Here is an 18,531-nt window from a genome sequence, read left to right as displayed (position 1 = left end):
ATTTTAACGGGATTGGAAACATCACATTGATGTTTCCAATCCTTTTTCTTGCAGTTTTGAAAATGTCACAAAGCTTTCCTTTGTCTTACTTGAAGACTAAGAGTAAAATGGAGTTAAGTATGCCAGTCAATGAACTAAATGCGAATCCACCAAATTGGAAAAGCACCTGGCTTTTTTGAGGAGAGACGAATTGATGACTAAAGTAATGGATCCTTCTTGGGAGAAGGTTGATGAAAAAACTGTTTCGAAAGAACAAAATCTTTCTACGCTATTCGCTGATCTTAAATCTCTATTTAAGGCGATAGTCTTAATTTCTAATGTGCTTCCAGTCCTTACAGGATTTTGGTTAGCGCTCTATTTTACGAATGGAACTTTTTTAGCAAACTGGGATGTATTTTTGCTGACGATTTCTGGCAGTACACTTGTTATGGCGGGGGCACTTATCCTGAATAACTGGTACGACGTCGACATTGATACAGTAATGGAGCGGACCAAAAACCGTCCGACAGTTACTGGGAACTTTTCGCTTAAGTTTGTCTTTAGATTAGGATTAGCATTATCTGTAGTAGGGTTAGTACTTTTAGCTTTTACAACAATTGAAGCGGCCATCTACGCATCCATTGGATGGTTTACGTATGTTATTTTGTACACAATGTGGTCAAAACGTCGATATACATTGAATACAGTCATTGGCAGTGTGTCGGGTGCGGTGACGCCTTTAATCGGATGGGCTGCAATTGCACCCGGTTATCATATCGTCCCAATCGTACTGACGCTTATTCTGTTCATCTGGCAAATGCCGCACACATTCGCTATTGCCATGAAGAAAGTGGAAGAATATAGTTTGGCAAAAGTGGCGATGCTTCCTGTAGTTCACGGATTTAATTTTACGAAGCGGCAAATGGTTATCTATGTCGCGTGCTTACTACCATTACCGTTCTTTTTAGGATCGCTTGGTACAGTGTTTGTTGTCATAGCGACGCTAATGAACGTCGGATGGCTAGTTGCAACTATAGCTGGGTTTTTCACGAAAAACGATATGAAGTGGGCACATCTGATGTTCATGTGTTCCGTGAATTATGTGGCTATCCTGTTTACGCTGATGATTCTTGTTACACTGCCCGTGTTTAGTTAAACATCCGAAAGCATGAAGCAACTACTTTCAATTCAATAAAGGAGAGCCCTATCAGTCGATCACTAACTGATAGGGCTCTCCTTTTCGATTATGTAATTAAAACTTCATTACCACACGTCTGTTGATTAACCATATACTTGCATAAAATACTGGTGAGAAGGGCTGGATATCCTCTATTTGCACTGGACTATTTTCGGTCCGCTTACGGCTAACTATTCATGACAGATTTAATGTGGGGGCAAAGTGTGTCTAGAAGTGACGGAGTCACTTCTAGACACACTTTTTTCAGTAATCCTGTTGTGAATAGTAGCCTATCGCGTTCCTACACTATTCAAGTGCAAAATGCAGTTGTTTTGAAAGAAACGAGTAGATGACATTCTATAGAGATTGTAAGTGACCGAAGATACAATTTCGGGCACTCTTGCACGTTTTACAATGTGCTTCTTACTTACTTTTAACAAAGAGTATGCATGTAATCATGTGAAATCTTATAGAAAGTGACACTTCTTTACTAGTAAAAAAGAGAAAACCCTATAGAAAGTTTCAGCCGCCAAAATTGCATCTTTGGCGGATTTTCTCCAGGTAAGAAGCATGCTATTCTTTCGTCCCAAAAAGCTTTAGCACTTCGTGTACTTATGAGTTTGGAGCAGGGCGGATGAAGGACCACCATACGATTACCGAAGGAAATTTGTAGGGATGCGACAAAGTCGCATCCCTACAAATCCAGACATCACGGTGATCGTATAGAAGTCATTCAATCCAAAGCGATCCAAATGCAACTAGACACGTGGCACCCAGTGTGTGATCAAGTTTTTTGCTAGTTATTTTTTGAAATACACAGCTACTTCTTTTGTTATTTCTTCAGGTACTTTCAAACACAAAGGTTCACCATGTAAGTAATTGAAAACGTTCATATCACTTGTTTGGAGTGCACCCATTGTTAGGCGGGGAACAATTCGCACATGAACACGTTCAGATGGATTCTTACTTACAGGAATAAATAGGCCGAGGTTAAAGCTTGTAATGCCGATTGATTCGAAGTAACGGAAAAAGTGTGTAAGACTTTCTGAGAGATCCTGCCAGTTGTTATCGCTTAATTCATCCAAGGAAGAAACATCTAAAACCCCGATAAAATCGGTATGGCTTTTCGGTGCGAAAGCATGAACCCAGTCAATGGAACCCACGGTAGCGATAAAGCGCTCATCGGTTTTACGCTCAGTTTTTATTAATGAATCATAATAGTTACTTCCTGTTTCTGTGTGAAACTGCTCGCTGCTTGCCAATGCTATTAATTGATAATTGGTTGGCATTTCAGAAGCTAATACATGAATATGTGGGTGTAAAATACTACCGCCTGAAGGGGGTAAGTAGTTCCAGTTGATGGATGCGTATGCAGTTTCCGCGTCATGGGCAATAACTTTAGTCAAATAGTTATGAGCAGCAGAAAAGGAGTTGGCAATCATGGGTACTGTGAATTCTTCTAATTTGACGTAATGCTGATCACACATGCGGACTACTGCATTATGCTTACTATAAGGAAAGAGGTTTGGAAAAACGACAGCTTCGCCTTGAATAAGCATGCCATCTTCGATTAAATCATTCGGGAATTTAGGTGTGAAAGTGTGCACATTTTGGGAGCAGAATGGACATTTAGTGCCTTCAGTTTGTTTTGCCAGCTCCGAATAATCTGTTGACGTGAAGGGGGCACCTGGGTCGAAAATAATCCGGGATGTTTCACCTGTTAGCGGATCCATTCGAATTTCAGTTTTGCGGTCAATCAATTTACCATCTTGACTTGGATCATGAAACGTTAAAAACTCTTCTTTTGCTATAAAAGTTATAGACATCTATAGTTCCCCCCTACTAAATAATAGTGAATACAATATCAATTCTATCTAAATTTGACGGAAAAGTCAGTATTATTTTCGTCATATTTACGATTAATTAGCAAAATTCTTTTCATAGTGGGACTATTGGCTGAATGGCTCCGATTCGAATTTCATTTTGTATCTCTATATTGATTTTTCTAGTTTTTTTATGCGTTTATACAAACATCCATTTAGGAAGTTAGAATAAGGGAGAAAACCTGGCCAGAGAAAGTCCATTTTTCGCGTATTTATACAAATAGTTGAGAATCTTCGGCTTTAACCTCGAATCCATAGTTTTAACGCGATTTCCCCGGAAATACTCGCAATAATGGGGAAATAACAAAAGCGCAGGGCGCCTGCAAGTGAACAAAGCCTAAGTTCGTCACACAGTCTTAAGTCGCCGAGTCCTGCGGCAACGACTGCATGACCTGCCTCCCGCTGGCGAAAGTGGTGTTTTTGCCCGGAGTCTAGATGTGAAATCCCTACGTTGTAAATTATACACAGTGCGCAATCTATTAATTTTCTGAGAAATAAAAAGGAACAGCCAATACTGGCTGCTCCTTCCATATAATTACATGATCATTGTTGTTCTAACCCAGCTGCTGCTTCTACTTCGTTCCAAGAAACACCAAGTGCGTCTGCTACACCTTGACCATAAGCAGGGTCTGCTTTGTAACAGTGAACAATATGACGAAGCTGAATATGTTTGTCCACGCCGTTCATATTGCGCCCTGTATTTTCGAATAAAACTTGTTGTTGTTCTTTGCTCATTAAGTTGAAGAGTTTACCTGGTTGTTCAAAGTAATTATCGTCATCTTCTCTAAAATTCCATTGGTCAGCGGCACCGAAAATATCAAGAGCTGGTTCTTTATATTTCGGTTGTTCTTGCCATTCACCATAGCTGTTCGGCTCATAATGAACCGTGCTACCCATGTTGCCATCTGTTCTCATTGCGCCGTCACGGTGGAAACTATGAACTGGGCATTTCGGTTGGTTGACCGGTATTTGGTGATGGTTCACGCCTAAACGGTAGCGTTGTGCATCTCCATATGAGAAGAGGCGACCTTGTAACATTTTGTCTGGAGAGAAACTGATACCTGGTACAACGTTTGCAGGTGTAAAAGCAGCTTGCTCTACTTCTGCAAAATAGTTATCAGGATTACGGTTTAATTCCCATTCGCCTACTTCAATAAGAGGAAAGTCTTTTTTATACCATACTTTGGTCAAATCAAATGGGTTGTAAGGCATATTGTTAGCTTGTTCTTCTGTCATTACTTGGATGAACATTTTCCATTTCGGGAAGTTTCCGTTCTCGATATTGTCATAGAGATCACGTTGATGACTTTCACGGTCTTTCCCAACAACTGCCTCAGCTTCTTGGTCAGTCAAGTTTTCAATGCCTTGCTGTGAATGCATGTGGAATTTCACCCAAACACGTTCGTTTTCAGCATTGATCATACTAAAGGTATGGCTTCCGAAACCATGCATACTTCTGTATGAACTTGGAAGTCCACGATCACTCATAACGATAGTCACTTGGTGAAGTGCTTCAGGAAGTGATGTCCAGAAGTCCCAGTTGTTATTTGCGCTACGCATGTTTGTACGTGGATCGCGTTTAACGGCATGGTTCAAATCTGGGAATTGCATTGGGTCCCTAAAGAAGAACACAGGTGTGTTATTTCCGACAAGGTCCCAGTTTCCTTCTTCTGTATAATATCTCATTGAAAATCCACGGATATCACGTTCTGCGTCAGCTCCGCCACGTTCACCGGCTACTGTTGAGAAACGAACGAACATATCTGTTTTCTTACCAATTTCAGAGAAGACTTTTGCTTTCGTATATTGGGAAATATCATGTGTTACTGTAAATGAGCCATATGCTGCAGATCCTTTTGCGTGCATACGGCGTTCAGGAATAACCTCGCGATCAAAATGCGCAAGCTTCTCCAAAAGCCAAACATCTTGTAATAGTATCGGCCCTCTAGGCCCAGCAGTCATTGAGTTTTGATTATCCACAACTGGAGCACCAGCGGCAGTTGTTAATTTTTTATTATTGTCTTTTTCTGTCATCAATTCTCACTCCCTAGATTGTTTTAATTCCTACATGATAATCATACTAAAAAAGAATCGATATATCTACTAATAACATCTACTAAAATTTAATCATGTATAAAGGCTGTAGATTATTAAGTTATAAGTAGCATTTGTTTGCACTATTTCTAAATGAAGAGAGAAGAGTCATATCTATGCATTCTCAATTAGAAAGAATATGAAATTCTTAGTAATGAGGCTAATGCCATTTGAAAAATACCATTCTCCTTCTATAGTAACTTCTAATGACGGAAAAGTCAGTAAAATTGTGTTGGTATTTTTAAAGTTAAGTAAACATTAATGGGGATTCTATAATACCAAGTCCATCTGCAATAAAAAACTGTCCAAACAATCGACAGACAAGTCGATTGTTTGGACAGTTGGTATTCATGATAAAGAGGGTGTTTTAATTCGCTCAATCGTCTGAAGAATTTTTTTGAATGCGTCTTCCACATTTTTTGCTTCGATGTCTACTTTCTGTAAGTCGGTATTTTTATCACCAGAATGTCTATATCTTGGATCGTAATAGTGCTCAAGTAGCAACTCGACTGCCAATCCAAACTCACCATTATCCAAATATGTTTCGATCAACTTGGCGATGGGGGTATGTAATCGTCTTTCAATTAATTGAAAGGCCTCTTTGAAACGTTCTGGGTTGTTCCAGGGTTCATAGTCAGCTAAAACAATTTTGACCCGTTCGGCAAGGGGAAGATGAATGACGATCTGCATTCCACTCTCCTTTTTGTCATAAATATATTGCGGTAAACTTACTTTTCCAATCCGTCTACTTTCACCTTCTATGAAAACATGCGACTCCGTTTTAAATCGTTCTAATTCATGGATGAGTAATGAGTCAAATTTCTTTTGATTACTTGGCTCAAGCCCAATTTGTCCGAAAATAGAGCCGCGATGACCTGCAATGTTCTCGAAATCAATGACGGGATAGCCATTGTCTGCTAGACGTTTCAAAATCTCAGTTTTTCCTGTACCTGTATTGCCATTCAATACAATGAAGTCTGGAGAAAAGTCCTCTTTTTCCAATTCATGAACGACCCATTGACGATAAGAACGGACACCGCCATTCAATCGAGTCGTATGGATTCCCATTAAATCCAGGACAGTCGCCGCTGTCTTACTGCGCATGCCGCCACGCCAGCAGAATACCGTCATTGGCGTTTCAATATTTTTGAATGCGCTAATAAAATTCGGTAACTTCTTCGCGAAGATTGCAAGTCCTCTTTCTTTAGCAACTTCTTGTCCAACTTGTTTATAAAGTGTTCCAATTTCCGCGCGTTCCTCATCATCGAAAACAGGAATGTTAATACTACCTGGAATCGTCGCTTCTTTAAACTCTTTAGGGGATCGGACATCAATGAATGTATGTGGCCCTTTTTCTTGCAGTGCAAATATATCTTCCAACATTAAATCTCGGAACATCCAATTCACCTTCTACCCAAAATTCACACCCGATTACTCGACAGTGATACGTCCACTATTTTCTTCTGTTACTTCCCCAATTATCCTTGCGTCAACGCCTTTATGTTGAAGTTCACCCAACAGTCTATCCGCCTGAACTTCAGGTAATGCGATGAGCAGACCACCTGATGTCACGGCATCACATAGAATCCATCGATCGGATTGGTCCATAGTTTCAGGGTACGAGACTACATCTGCAACATGAGCAAAATTATTTTTTGTTCCACCTGGTACTTTGCCAGCATCTGCAAGTTCCTTTGTGCGGGGGAGTGTCGGTACTTGGTTGGCAATGATGCGAATGCCTACGCCGCTTGCTTTTGCTATTTCAGAGGCGTGTCCAAGCAGCCCGAATCCAGTTACATCCGTTGCAGCATGGACATCGTATGAAGCCATTGTTTCTGCTGCTGTTTTATTAAGTGTTGTCATAACTTTCGTAACGTAGACAATTTCATCTTTAGATAATAAACCATTTTTCAATGATGTTGTGTAAATACCGACACCAATTGGTTTTGTTAATAGGATTTTATCGCCTGGTTGTGCACCGGCATTTGTTCGTACTTTATCGGGATGGACGGTTCCAGTAACTGCAAGACCGAATTTGGGTTCTTGATCATCTATTGAATGTCCACCCACAAGTGTAACGCCTGCTTCTGTTAATTTATCACCAGAACCCCGAAGTATTTCTGAGAGGATTTTTTTATCTAGTGTAGCTATAGGAAAAGCAACGATGTTAAGCGCTGTAATCGGAGTTCCGCCCATTGCGTAAATGTCACTGATTGCATTTGTTGCAGCAATTTGGCCGAAATCGTAAGGATCGTCGACAATCGGCGTGAAAAAGTCGAGTGTCTGCACCATTGCTATTTCATCAGTCAGTTTATAGACACCCGCGTCATCGCTCGTATCGAGACCAACGAGCAAGTTAGGATTGGGAGTAGCGATTGGCAGGTTGCGTAATACCTCCGCCAAATCGGCAGGACCTATTTTGCAGCCACAGCCTCCTTTTGTTGTAAGGGAAGTCAATTTTACTGGTTCAGTTTTCTCCATTATTGTTCCGCCTTTCGTTTGGAAATCTATTTATTATCTTAACACAGCATTGAAATAGACTTGTCATTGTAGGTTTTACGATCCGTTTTTTGTGGTAGAGTATGCATAGTCAATGAAATTAGGGACTAAAAAATCTAGTAATTTGGAATAGGAATTGGAGAAAAATGAACAAGTTTTCAGATTTGTTACAAGAATTTATTGATATTGATTTATCTGTTGTTAAAGAGTATTTTATTACGCTGGCATTGACAATCATTTTCACCTATTTACTCTTTGTCGTATTCAGGAAAATTATGCAACAATTATTTAAGCGGACAACACTATTAGAAGAAAAGAAGAAAGAAACAATTGAAAGTGTTGTAAAAAACACATCCAGGTATATATTCGCCATCATTATATTAATCGCAGCGATAAAGCCATTCGTGGGTGATCTGAAAGAAGTCATTGTAGCTGGAGGAATCATCGCGGCAGTTATTGGGTTCGGTGCCCAAAAACTGATTAATGATCTAATAAGCGGTGTTTTCATTATTTTTGAAGGAACCATTAAACGAGGAGATTTTATAAATGTCAACGGAGAACTGGAAGGCGGAACGGTTGAGGAATTAGGGTTTAGGATTGTTAAGATTCGTTTGATAAACGGGAAACTATTGACGATTTCCAATGGGGAAATCAGAAAAATGGTTAACGGTTCTGTTGAAAAAAGACGTATTTATGAAAGCCTAATCGTTTCATTCAATCAAGATCCTGGGATCGTTCGTGTATTACTCCAAGAAGTGTGCGATGAGCTTAACGCAAAACAATTAACTTTATTGAAAGTGGATAAGTTGACCGGAGATTACGTTGAAAAGTATGAAATTTATGGCTTACATTCCCTTGATACAAGTCCATACGGGTATAAGTTTTCCATCGTTGCCACCGTAAATGATACGGATTACTTAGTAGCCTCGTTGGAAGCAAAAAAAGTATTGGCTCAAAAACTTTATGATAATAAAGTCAAAATGGCGGAGCAATTGATTAATAAGGGCTATTAAATAGGAATGAAAAATCTTGCTTAGGGCTTAATCGCCATAAGCAAGATTTTTTCAATATATAGGTACCCATATGTTCAACATATATAGTGGACATTAGATTAGTAAATCAAATAACGTACTATCATTGTTAACTTCTTTAAAGGAGAAACCGCATTGATGCATGCGCTGAATAAGTCCTTCGTAGTCTGATTTTCTCTTTATTTCAATACCAACAAGTCCAGGACCGCTTTCTTTGTTGTTTTTCTTTGTATATTCAAATGTAGTGATATCGTCGTCAGGTCCAAGTACTTCATCTAAAAATTGACGTAACGCACCAGAACGTTGTGGGAAATTAATAATGAAATAATAAAGTAGTCCTTCATAAATTAATGATTTTTCTTTAATTTCCTGCATTCGACCGATATCATTATTCCCACCACTAATGACACACACGACGGACTTACCTTTGATTTCTTCTTTATAAAAATCCAATGCGGCGATAGATAACGCACCTGCTGGTTCTACGATTATTGCATGTTGGTTATATAATTCCAAGATGGACGTACACACTTTACCTTCTGGAACTAGAACAATATCTTCCAGGTACTTACGGCAAATTTCAAACGTGTGCTGACCAGCACTTTGCACAGCTGCACCATCAACAAATTTATCGATTTTATTCAAGGTGGTCACTTTGTTATTCTCTAATGCGGCTTTCATACTAGCCGCACCTGCAGGCTCTACACCGATCATGCGCGTATGCGGTGACAGGTTTTTAATATAAGTGCTTAAACCAGACATCAGACCGCCACCACCGATACTGGCGAAGACAAAATCAACAGGTTCCTCAATATCATTCATAATTTCAACCGCGACCGTCCCTTGTCCGGCAATGACATCGTAATCGTCAAAAGGATGGATGAAAATTCTGCCTTCAGCAGTCGCACATTTAACTGCTGAAGTGGATGAATCATCAAATGTATCGCCTACCAAAATAATTTCTACAAAGTCCCGTCCAAACATTTTCACTTGATTAATTTTTTGCTTCGGAGTTGTCAGTGGCATGAATATTTTTGCATCAATACCTAGATGCGCGCAGGCGAAAGCGACTCCTTGCGCATGATTACCTGCACTGGCACAGACGACACCTTTTTCAAGTGCAGCTGCTTCTATGGTTTTAATTTTGTAATAGGCACCCCGTAATTTAAAAGAACGAACATGTTGTAAATCTTCCCTTTTTACATAGACTCGACAACCGTATTTTTCTGACAGTCGTTCATTCTTTTGTAGAGGAGTATGTGCGACTACATCTTTTAATAATTGATTGGCTATCAGAATGTCCTCGACTTGAATTCCAGATGGTTCCGTTTTTGTTAAATGCATAGTAATCTCAGCACCCTCCATATAAGTAGATCATTTTCCTATACTAACATGATAGTGAGAGAATAAACACATGAATGTTTGTAATTATGAGTTAATAGCGGAGGGAATGATGGCAAACTGACTTAAGTAGTCTAAATCAGATTCAATGCTCTTACATGAATTACAACAAGGAACGGGGAGACATCATAATTTTTCGTTTTTTCTCCTTTTATATGATAACAATTTTGTATCTAAGGGCTTTCGGCGTTAAAGCTTTCACTCAATATACTTTAATGTTAAAGTATATTGAGTAGCAAAATCAAAAATGGAAATTGAGAGGGGTAATTTCGTGGGAAGAGTACAGGATAAAGTAGCTTTAGTAACTGGCGGGGCGTCAGGTATCGGATTGTCTGCCGCTACACTTCTTGCAAAAGAAGGAGCAAAAGTAGTTGTTGCAGACTTTAATCTGGAAGGTGCGAAACAAGTTGCCCAAAACATCCTAAACGACGGCGGGCAAGCTGTTGCTGTATTTTTGGATGCTGGGAGTGAAGAATCAATTAAAGATGCTATTGATTTCACGGTTGAACAGTTTGGTACTATTACAATCCTCTATAACAATGTAGGGACGACAAATCTACAAAAAGATTTAGATGTCGTGAATATTGATTTAGATGAGTGGGATCGTTTAATGAACGTGAATGCAAAGAGTGTTTTACTGGGAAGTCGCTATGCAATTCCACATATGCAAAAAGCGGGCGGCGGTTCGATTATTAATACTACATCTATGGCTGCCTTTGCGGGAGATTCAGTCCGTTCAGCTTATGGAGCATCGAAGGCTGCAGTCGTTAATTTAACGAAATATATCGCAACGCAATATGGAAAAGACAATATACGTTGTAATGCAGTCTCTCCTGGATTGATTTTAACACCTGCTGCCAAACAAAACTTGTCCCAAGAACTACTTGACATTTTCGGGAAATACAACGCATTACCTTACCACGGAGAAGCGGATGATATCGGAAATACCGTATTGTTTTTAGCTTCTGATGAATCCAAGTTTATTACAGGTCAAACGATTCAAGTTGAGGGTGGTCACTACTTAAGTAACCCGACTATCGCTGACTTTCAACAGTTAATGTCACAAGAAACATCGTAAGAATCTCGAAAGTAACCCATATAAATTAGTTGACAATAGACGATTTAAGAGAGGAAATGATCAATTATGAAACTTCAAGACAAAGTTGCAATTATTACTGGAGGAGCCGGAGGTATTGGCAAAGGCATGGCTACTTCATTCGTAAAAGAGGGTGCTAAAGTTGTCATCGTCGATTTGAACGGGGAATTAGGGGAACAGGTAATTAAGGAATTGCAAGTTTATCAACCAGAATCGATTTTCATCCAAGCGAATTTAGCCGAGCATGATCAATTGTCGGAAATAGTGAAAAAAACCGTCGAGAAATTCGGTAAGTTGGATATTTTAGTGAATAATGCACACGCATCGACAAATAAGCCATTTGAAGAGATTACACAAGCAGATCTTGACTTATCGTTCAACACAGGATTTTATCCGACTTTCTATCTTATGCAGGCTGCACTGCCTTACTTGAAGGAAACGAAAGGTAAAATCATTAACTTCGCTTCTGGGGCAGGCATAAACGGTGACGCTAACCAAGCTTCCTACGCTGCGGCAAAAGAAGCAATCCGAGCGATTACACGTGTTACTGCAAATGAATTTGGTCAATTCGGCATTAATGTCAACTTGATTGCACCACTTGCGGATTCTCCTGGAATTCAGCAATGGGCAAAAGAACAACCGGAAGCTTTCAAAACAATGGTTTCGAAGATTCCGTTAAGACGACTTGGTGACCTGGAAAATGATATAGGCCGCGCGGCTGTGTTCTTGGCAAGTGCAGATTCCGATTATATTACGGGGCAAACACTAATGGTAGACGGTGGAATTACTAAGCTTCGATAAACCAACTAATTGAACATATCGAAAGAGCATCTCCATTGTTGAGAAGATGCTCTTTTTTTATATTAATGACTTATTCAACTTTGTGTAAATGGAAAGTAACGATTGCTGTTCCGCTTCTGTTAAATGTGAAAAGACCTTCATGCGAAGATTTTGACCGTCTTTTTGTGCTTCAGTTAGTAAGTCTTCGCCTTTTTGCGTGATTTTCCAATAGATGATACGGCGGTCGGTATCGTCCTGCCGTCGCGTAATCAATTCTTTATTTGATAGTTTTGTGGAAAGATGCGTGAGAGATGCAGGCGTAAAGTTTAATAGACGGGCAAGCTCGGAAGGTCGGCTTTCTCCATTCATCTGTAATTCATGCAAGGCAACAATATGTGATACACCGAGATCGTAATCCACTTGCTGCCGCCATTTCACGTGCATTTTATGTGTCACTTGCTCAATCGTATGTAGTAGTTCAAAAATCGTCTGAGTAGACATCATGATCCCCATCCTTTTCTCGTAGTATGTCAAAAAACTTTTTCAACTTATCTCTTATGACTAGTGTACCATCATTAATGGGGGATTTGGGGTTGGTAGTTTCGTTCAATTATGTATACTAACTTAATGAGGTGAAGGTTGACATGCAAGACAAAGAAACCAAGCGATATGAAGTCGATTTATATAAACCGGTAAAAGAATACTTTACACAACAAGGTTATGATGTCCATGGTGAAGTAAATGAGTGCGACGTTGCAGCTGTAAAAGAGCAAGATTTGGTCCTCGTTGAATTAAAATTATCGCTATCAATTGATCTTTTAATTCAAGCGACAAAAAGACAGCGGCTGACAGATGCAGTCTATGTCGCAATACCTAGACCAAAACTCAACTTTCGCTCGAAAAAGTGGAAAGATAGTTGTCATTTGGTGAGAAGGTTGGAGTTAGGCCTTATCCTCGTTTCATTCTTTGAAGACGAGGCGCGGGCTGAAATAGTGTTTCATCCGGCGTCTTTTGACCGAAAGAAAAGTATGCAGCGTAGCAAGAATAAAAGGAAAGCGATGATATCTGAAATGGAAGGCAGACTTGGAGACTATAATGTCGGCGGAAGCAGCCAGACCAAAATAATGACAGCCTATAAAGAAAACTGCATTCATATAGCCTGTTGTCTTTTGCAATCGGGGCCATTATCGCCAAAATCCTTACGTGTGATGGGGACTGGGGAAAAAACGTTAACAATTTTAAATAAAAACTATTATGGATGGTTTGATAGAATTCGAAGAGGGACATATATGATTAGTGAAGCAGGAAAAGTTGAGTTACACGAATTCCCAGATCTTTTTAACCATTATCATGAGGTAGTCAAAGAGACTGCCAGCGCTTATTTGGACATCAATGAAATTGAGGATAAAATGTAAAGGGGCAAACCTATAATACGTGTTACTATTAAAATAGGCATTACATATCAAAAGCAAAAGGCTTTTGAATTGGGGGATTTTATATGTTAAATGAAAGTCAATTAATTGCGATTAAACGGCTTCAAAAAGAATGTGAACAAGTGGATGGTATTCAACTGAAGTTAAATTGGGAGATGCTCCGCGATAGAGAAGGACGTCAAATGGATTTCTTTCATGAAGAGAATGGAGAACTTATCGCCTATTTGGCGTTATTTGGCTTTGGTTCTACCGTTGAAGTATGTGGAATGGTTAGACCGAGGGATAGAAGGAAAGGGCATTTCACTAAACTTTGGCAACAAGCGTCAACACCAATCGAACAGTATGGTTTTCAAACAATTTTATTGAATACCCCTTCTTTATCAATTACCGCAAAAGGATGGTTAGCGAGTCAGCCTTATTCATATGCATTTTCTGAATATCAGATGCGTTGGTCGGAACAACCAATCGAAGCAAGCGATGAGGTCCTGATTCGTTTAGCCAAAAAAAGTGATGCGAAACTTGAAGTGAAGCTTGACGTTTTGGCATTCGGAATGGACGAAGAAGATGCACGTTCCCATCTTGAACGCATAAAAGAGAGACAGGATGAGCAATTTTTGATGATTGAGGCGGATAACGAAACGGTCGGTAAGGTTCGCATCAACCGGATGGATGGCGAAGCATGGATTTACGGATTCGCCATTTTACCTGAATACCAAGGGAGAGGGTACGGTAGAAAAGTGCTCCGCAATATTGTGAAAAGCGAGCATAATGCAGGCAATCAAATCTGGCTTGAAGTGGAAGCTAAAAATAGTCGGGCACTTGGCTTATATGAATCAGTCGGATTCATAAAAATACAAGGCCAGGATTATTATAAAAAGAGTAAATATTCGGCACAACTAATTTAGAATTAACTAGGTGGTATACCTCACCCGTATAACGAACAAATTTAGCGAAAGAGTAACACTAATGAAAGGCGGTCCAATATTGCCGCGTCCTGCAGGAGCCGGAGCAATAAGACCAAGGGAAGATGCAGTTGAACCCTTCTATCTGGCTTGCTTATTGCGTGAGGCCATCACCAAGTGACTAAGCGGTATTGGAAGCATCGTCTATTCGTTAAGTGATTACTATACAAGTACAACTAAAAAACTAACCGGAATTGCTAGTGACATTGATTCCGGTTAGTTTTTTTGGTTTGCGTCATGTTTTAAAGATGAATATCAAAAATATATTCTAGCAATTGTACTTTCTGTTCTATTGACTTTTGGACTATGTTTTTGTTAGTTAATAGAGTAATATAGACTAGTAGAATGGTAGGGGGAAAAATTATGAGAAATACACTAACTGTACAATTGGGAACTATCATTATCGGTATCATGGTTGCAATGTTAGCGATAACGTCCATCGCGACATATAAAACAGCTTATGATAAATTATATGATGCCGCAGGTGTTGAAGCATATGGATGCGCGAGTATTACAACGGGTTTGATCCGCCCGGAAGATGTGGAGAAAATGCTTGAAGGTGACCGTGAAACAATGGATGAGGTTGGGCAACAGCTTAACTGGACACTTAATCATAAAGCTATTTTCGAGACTCAATATATAATGGATTTAGATGGGACAATTCTGGCACTTGATGACCATTTAAGTGCTAAAGGATTTGAACCAGGAGATTCAGTTCCAGTCGATGAAGAAGCGCTTGCAATGCTCTTGGATATGAAGCATTCGACTTATACAGAGCTCTATGAATTTGCAGGTTTGAAACGTCTATCTGGCTATGCACCAATATTCGAAAATCACGATTCAAATGGAGAAATCATAGCAATCAGCGTTATCGATTTTGACGGATCGATTGTGGCGGGTAGAACATGGGATGTCGTTCGGAATGGTATATTAATCAGCCTGATTCCAATGATCATCGCGTCGATCATTACGATAATGCTAATCAGACGTAAAACTAAGTCGATTTCCGCTTTAATCGCGCATGCGAAAGAAATTGCGGATGGTAATCTTGGCATTGAAGATATAGTTGTAACAAGTAAAGATGAAGTCGGGGATCTAGGGCGTACGTTGAACATGATGACAGCAAACTTGCGCAATACAATAGGTACTGTCAAAACAACATCTGTTCAATTAACACAAAACTCGCTTGATACAGCTGCTTCATTAAATGAAATGCAGATGGCGATTCAACAAGTCGCACACAATATGAGTGAAACGGCAGCCTCTATCTCAGATGGTACTATCAATGCAGAACATGCATCAAAAATCTTGTCTTCTCTGGCAAATGATCTACAGGATTCAAAACAGAAAGCGGAACTAAGTGTAGGGAACTCCGAGCGGACAATGAAAATCGCAGAAGAAGGTCAGCTTAGCGTAAATGACATTAGTAAAGATATGGAGAAAATTAGAGTCTCATCAAATGAAGCTGGCGGTACAATTCAAAATTTGATAGAATCTACAACTAAAATACAAAATATTACTAGTTCAATTGCAGGCATTGCTGCACAAACGAATCTTCTTGCGCTAAATGCATCAATTGAAGCTGCACGTGCGGGTGAGCATGGTAAAGGATTTGCGGTCGTTGCAGAGGAAGTGAGGAAACTCGCGGAACAATCTAATAAAGAAGTTCTCGAAGTAGAAAAGTTAGTGCAAGATATTACTCAAAGTATCGGCCGTGTTGTTACTTCTACATCAGAGAGTACAAAACTTATTGAATCTGGAACGGAAACGGTTCGTTTGACTGCCACTTCCTTAAGTAATATTTCAAGCGCTGTCTCAGAAACTGTTAAGGAAATCAATTTAATTTCAGACTTAACCACAGCTGAAGCAGAAAGTTCCAATCGAGTAGTAGAACTCATCAATGACTTGACGCAGTCAATTCATTCAATTGAAGATATGTCTAACAATATCTCGGCTGCAACAGAACAGACATCAGCTTCGATTGAAGAAGTTGCAACACGTTCCACTGAAATGAGTCATATGGCACAAGATCTCGAAAAACTAGTCGGGCAGTTCAGATTAGAATAATCTTTTGAAGAAAGCGAAAGTGCCTGTTTTAAGTTGAACGACTTAAGACGAAAGCCTTTGAACTGGCACTTGAGCCTGGACGCCGAATAGCTTCTATCGGAGGCTATCTTAAGCCGATAAAATAGTAATTCCCCCAAAAAACCCGCAAAAGTTATTTACTTTTGCGGGTTTTTACATATTTAAATTAAAAATGCTTTTGATGTTATACTGTGATTTGTAGTTCGAACGTGGCTATCGCTTTCCTCATCCCTAAAAACAGCCATGTGCTAATGATAAAAGCAGATGTTAGTACAAGATGCCCGTTCGGATAAAGAATTTAATCCATAATAGTTGCAACTATACCTTTGTGTATGAAGCTATTTTTTTATCGAACAGTAGACCACTGGCAAGATCTTTAGTGCAACAAACTGCGAATTATAAACTATCTGTTTTTTTGATTTAGAACCATAAGGGTTACAACTTAACATAGAATGTATTATAATTTTCAGAGGACAATTATTTGTAATATACTATTTTCAAAAGGAGAATCTCAATGACAAAAGAAAAACATCTTAGTAAAATCATCCTGTCTTTATTACTACTTTCAATGATGGTCGTATTAGCTGCTTGTGGTGCTAGTAGCGACACAAAAAAAGAGAGTGGTTCTAAAACTTCCACTTGGGAGAACATACAAGGAAAAGGTGAAATTGTTGTCGCGACGTCTGGAACTCTTTATCCAGCATCATTCCATGACAGCGAAAGTAAAGAACTGACGGGGTATGAAGTTGAAATAATAAATGAGCTAGGAAAGCGTCTGAACCTCGAGATCAAATACGTTGAAATGGGTCTAGACGGAATGCTTACTTCTTTGAATAGTGGGCAAGCTGATCTAGCTGTGAATGATATTGAAATTACACCGGAACGGGAAGAGAAGTTCGCTTTTTCTGAGCCTTATAAATATTCATTCGGGACGGCTATCGTCCGAAAATCGGATCATTCAGGTATTGAATCTCTTGAAGATTTAAAAGGGAAAAAAGCTGCTGGGGCAGCAACTTCCGTTTATATGCAAGTTGGCCGTGACCATGGTGCTGAAGAGGTGATTTATGATAACGTCACAAATGATGTGTATTTGCGTGATGTTTCAATAGGTCGCACGGACGTCATCTTGAATGATTACTACTTACAAAAATTAGCGCTTGCAGCATTTCCAGAGTTCGAAATCATGATACATCCGGATATCAAGTATCATCCGAATGTCCAAGCAATCATCATGAAAAAGGACAATGACGAACTACTTAAGCAAGTGAACACTGTACTTGCCGACATGCATTCGGATGGAACGATTTCCGAATTATCGAAGAAGTTCTTTGGTGGGGAAGATGTATCAGTTGAACAAGACTATGATTTTGACTAAACGAAAAGGCGGCTTGTAATGTGAGTGGAATTGAATGGCAACATATTTTCGATTTACAGCTCGCCTTTGAGTCGTTTCCGTATATTTTGCAGGGGGTTGGTTACACCATACTTATTTCTTTTGGAGGTATGGTGTTTGGGCTGATAATGGGCTTCTTCCTGGCACTAGGTAGAACGTCTAAATTAGTACTGATCAGGTGGCCGACGCGTATCTTCATATCTTATATGCGGGGTACGCCGATGCTTGTATTCCTATTTTTACTTTATTTCGGCTTACCTAACATTGGAATTCAATTCTCAGCCGTCACAGCTGCTTTAATAGGCTTCAGCCTTCACTCTTCGGCTTATATGGCAGAGATCATTCGGTCGTCGCTTAACTCGATTGATAAGGGACAATGGGAAGCTGCGACTGCATTAGGGATGTCCTATTGGCAGTCATTGTTTTTTGTAATAGTACCTCAAGCAATCCGAATTGCTGTTCCGCCATTGTCGAATGTTCTGCTAGATCTGATCAAGGCTTCTTCATTGGCGGCGATGATTACCGTACCCGATTTGTTTCAACGTGCAAAAATCGTTGGGGGTAGGGAGTTCGACTATATGACGGTTTATATTTTGGTAGGTCTAATCTATTGGGGCATTTGCTTGCTAGTCGAAGTTTGGCAAAGTTATTTAGAAAAACGCTCTTCGTACAACTAAAAATTCTTAAACCAATTATCATTTCTGCAAAAGCACAGCCA

The 18,531-nt window shown here is 39.6% G+C and carries 15 protein-coding genes; 9 read left to right on the top strand and 6 right to left on the bottom strand.

Annotated elements, in window-relative coordinates:
* Window positions 1-193 precede the first annotated feature (193 nt).
* A complete protein-coding gene (cyoE, locus tag I2484_RS06660) occupies window positions 194-1,135 on the top strand; it encodes a heme o synthase (RefSeq protein WP_255551163.1) in 942 nt (313 codons plus the stop codon).
* A gap of 821 nt (window positions 1,136-1,956) precedes the next feature.
* Here the strand turns inward: cyoE and I2484_RS06655 are convergent.
* The 4 genes from I2484_RS06655 to selD all read right to left on the bottom strand — a co-directional run bounded on the left by I2484_RS06655 (window position 1,957) and on the right by selD (window position 7,614).
* Entirely contained in the window at window positions 1,957-2,982 is a 1,026-nt protein-coding gene (locus I2484_RS06655; protein WP_218627941.1) for a hypothetical protein, read from the bottom strand.
* Window positions 2,983-3,582: 600 nt separating this feature from the next.
* Complete coding sequence (locus I2484_RS06650) at window positions 3,583-5,073, bottom strand: catalase (protein WP_207150251.1); 1,491 nt, start codon at window positions 5,071-5,073, stop codon at window positions 3,583-3,585.
* 408 nt (window positions 5,074-5,481) lie between these two features.
* Window positions 5,482-6,531 (bottom strand): tRNA 2-selenouridine(34) synthase MnmH, encoded by a 1,050-nt coding sequence (mnmH, locus tag I2484_RS06645; protein WP_207150250.1) that lies wholly within the window; start codon window positions 6,529-6,531, stop codon window positions 5,482-5,484.
* 33 nt (window positions 6,532-6,564) lie between these two features.
* The gene (selD, locus tag I2484_RS06640; RefSeq protein ID WP_207150249.1) at window positions 6,565-7,614 is read right to left on the bottom strand and encodes a selenide, water dikinase SelD; all 1,050 of its coding nucleotides are present in this window, start codon (window positions 7,612-7,614) and stop codon (window positions 6,565-6,567) included.
* A 164-nt stretch (window positions 7,615-7,778) separates the two neighbouring features.
* On the opposite strand from selD, the gene I2484_RS06635 reads away from it, so the two are divergent.
* Window positions 7,779-8,645 (top strand): mechanosensitive ion channel family protein, encoded by an 867-nt coding sequence (locus I2484_RS06635; protein WP_207150248.1) that lies wholly within the window; start codon window positions 7,779-7,781, stop codon window positions 8,643-8,645.
* A gap of 93 nt (window positions 8,646-8,738) precedes the next feature.
* On the opposite strand, the gene ilvA is transcribed toward I2484_RS06635, so the two are convergent.
* The gene (ilvA, locus tag I2484_RS06630; protein WP_207150247.1) at window positions 8,739-10,007 is read right to left on the bottom strand and encodes a threonine ammonia-lyase IlvA; all 1,269 of its coding nucleotides are present in this window, start codon (window positions 10,005-10,007) and stop codon (window positions 8,739-8,741) included.
* A 328-nt stretch (window positions 10,008-10,335) separates the two neighbouring features.
* On the opposite strand from ilvA, the gene I2484_RS06625 reads away from it, so the two are divergent.
* Together I2484_RS06625 and I2484_RS06620 are read left to right on the top strand one after the other, a co-directional pair.
* Window positions 10,336-11,142, top strand: a complete 807-nt coding sequence (locus I2484_RS06625; RefSeq protein WP_207150246.1) for a glucose 1-dehydrogenase — start codon at window positions 10,336-10,338, stop codon at window positions 11,140-11,142.
* 63 nt (window positions 11,143-11,205) lie between these two features.
* Window positions 11,206-11,961 carry an SDR family oxidoreductase gene (locus tag I2484_RS06620; protein ID WP_207150285.1) on the top strand — a complete coding sequence of 252 codons (756 nt, stop codon included), beginning with the start codon at window positions 11,206-11,208 and terminating at the stop codon, window positions 11,959-11,961.
* A 57-nt stretch (window positions 11,962-12,018) separates the two neighbouring features.
* Here I2484_RS06620 and I2484_RS06615 read toward each other — a convergent pair whose 3' ends face one another.
* Window positions 12,019-12,441, bottom strand: coding sequence for a MarR family winged helix-turn-helix transcriptional regulator (locus I2484_RS06615; protein ID WP_207150245.1), 423 nt, complete (start codon window positions 12,439-12,441; stop codon window positions 12,019-12,021).
* Between the two features lie 143 nt (window positions 12,442-12,584).
* Here I2484_RS06615 and I2484_RS06610 point away from each other — a divergent pair, with 143 nt between their 5' ends.
* The 5 genes from I2484_RS06610 (at window position 12,585) to I2484_RS06590 (ending at window position 18,490) form a co-directional block, all read left to right on the top strand.
* A complete protein-coding gene (locus I2484_RS06610; protein ID WP_207150244.1) occupies window positions 12,585-13,355 on the top strand; it encodes a DUF2161 domain-containing phosphodiesterase in 771 nt (256 codons plus the stop codon).
* A gap of 83 nt (window positions 13,356-13,438) precedes the next feature.
* Window positions 13,439-14,278 (top strand): GNAT family N-acetyltransferase, encoded by an 840-nt coding sequence (locus I2484_RS06605; protein ID WP_207150243.1) that lies wholly within the window; start codon window positions 13,439-13,441, stop codon window positions 14,276-14,278.
* Between the two features lie 420 nt (window positions 14,279-14,698).
* Window positions 14,699-16,402 carry a methyl-accepting chemotaxis protein gene (locus I2484_RS06600; RefSeq protein ID WP_207150242.1) on the top strand — a complete coding sequence of 568 codons (1,704 nt, stop codon included), beginning with the start codon at window positions 14,699-14,701 and terminating at the stop codon, window positions 16,400-16,402.
* Window positions 16,403-16,934: 532 nt separating this feature from the next.
* Window positions 16,935-17,795 (top strand): transporter substrate-binding domain-containing protein, encoded by an 861-nt coding sequence (locus tag I2484_RS06595; protein ID WP_207150241.1) that lies wholly within the window; start codon window positions 16,935-16,937, stop codon window positions 17,793-17,795.
* A gap of 20 nt (window positions 17,796-17,815) precedes the next feature.
* Window positions 17,816-18,490: an ABC transporter permease subunit gene (locus tag I2484_RS06590; RefSeq protein WP_207150240.1), complete on the top strand. Its 675-nt coding sequence runs from the start codon at window positions 17,816-17,818 to the stop codon at window positions 18,488-18,490.
* The last annotated feature ends 41 nt before the right edge of the window (window positions 18,491-18,531 follow it).

Source organism: Sporosarcina sp. E16_8, from assembly GCF_017347095.1.
Classification (GTDB): domain Bacteria; phylum Bacillota; class Bacilli; order Bacillales_A; family Planococcaceae; genus Sporosarcina.
Note: the sequence above shows the minus strand (reverse complement) of the source record. Positions and strands in the feature narration are given on the sequence as shown.

Excerpts from the sequence above, each read along its gene's own strand:
- selD (WP_207150249.1), bottom strand. The coding sequence starts at position 7,614 with ATGGAGAAAACTGAACCAGTAAAATTGACTTCCCTTACAACAAAAGGA.
- I2484_RS06655 (WP_218627941.1), bottom strand. The coding sequence starts at position 2,982 with ATGTCTATAACTTTTATAGCAAAAGAAGAGTTTTTAACGTTTCATGAT.
- I2484_RS06610 (WP_207150244.1), top strand. The coding sequence starts at position 12,585 with ATGCAAGACAAAGAAACCAAGCGATATGAAGTCGATTTATATAAACCG.
- I2484_RS06605 (WP_207150243.1), top strand. The coding sequence starts at position 13,439 with ATGTTAAATGAAAGTCAATTAATTGCGATTAAACGGCTTCAAAAAGAA.
- ilvA (WP_207150247.1), bottom strand. The coding sequence starts at position 10,007 with ATGCATTTAACAAAAACGGAACCATCTGGAATTCAAGTCGAGGACATT.
- cyoE (WP_255551163.1), top strand. The coding sequence starts at position 194 with ATGACTAAAGTAATGGATCCTTCTTGGGAGAAGGTTGATGAAAAAACT.
- I2484_RS06635 (WP_207150248.1), top strand. The coding sequence starts at position 7,779 with ATGAACAAGTTTTCAGATTTGTTACAAGAATTTATTGATATTGATTTA.
- I2484_RS06595 (WP_207150241.1), top strand. The coding sequence starts at position 16,935 with ATGACAAAAGAAAAACATCTTAGTAAAATCATCCTGTCTTTATTACTA.
- I2484_RS06615 (WP_207150245.1), bottom strand. The coding sequence starts at position 12,441 with ATGTCTACTCAGACGATTTTTGAACTACTACATACGATTGAGCAAGTG.
- mnmH (WP_207150250.1), bottom strand. The coding sequence starts at position 6,531 with ATGTTCCGAGATTTAATGTTGGAAGATATATTTGCACTGCAAGAAAAA.
- I2484_RS06600 (WP_207150242.1), top strand. The coding sequence starts at position 14,699 with ATGAGAAATACACTAACTGTACAATTGGGAACTATCATTATCGGTATC.
- I2484_RS06650 (WP_207150251.1), bottom strand. The coding sequence starts at position 5,073 with ATGACAGAAAAAGACAATAATAAAAAATTAACAACTGCCGCTGGTGCT.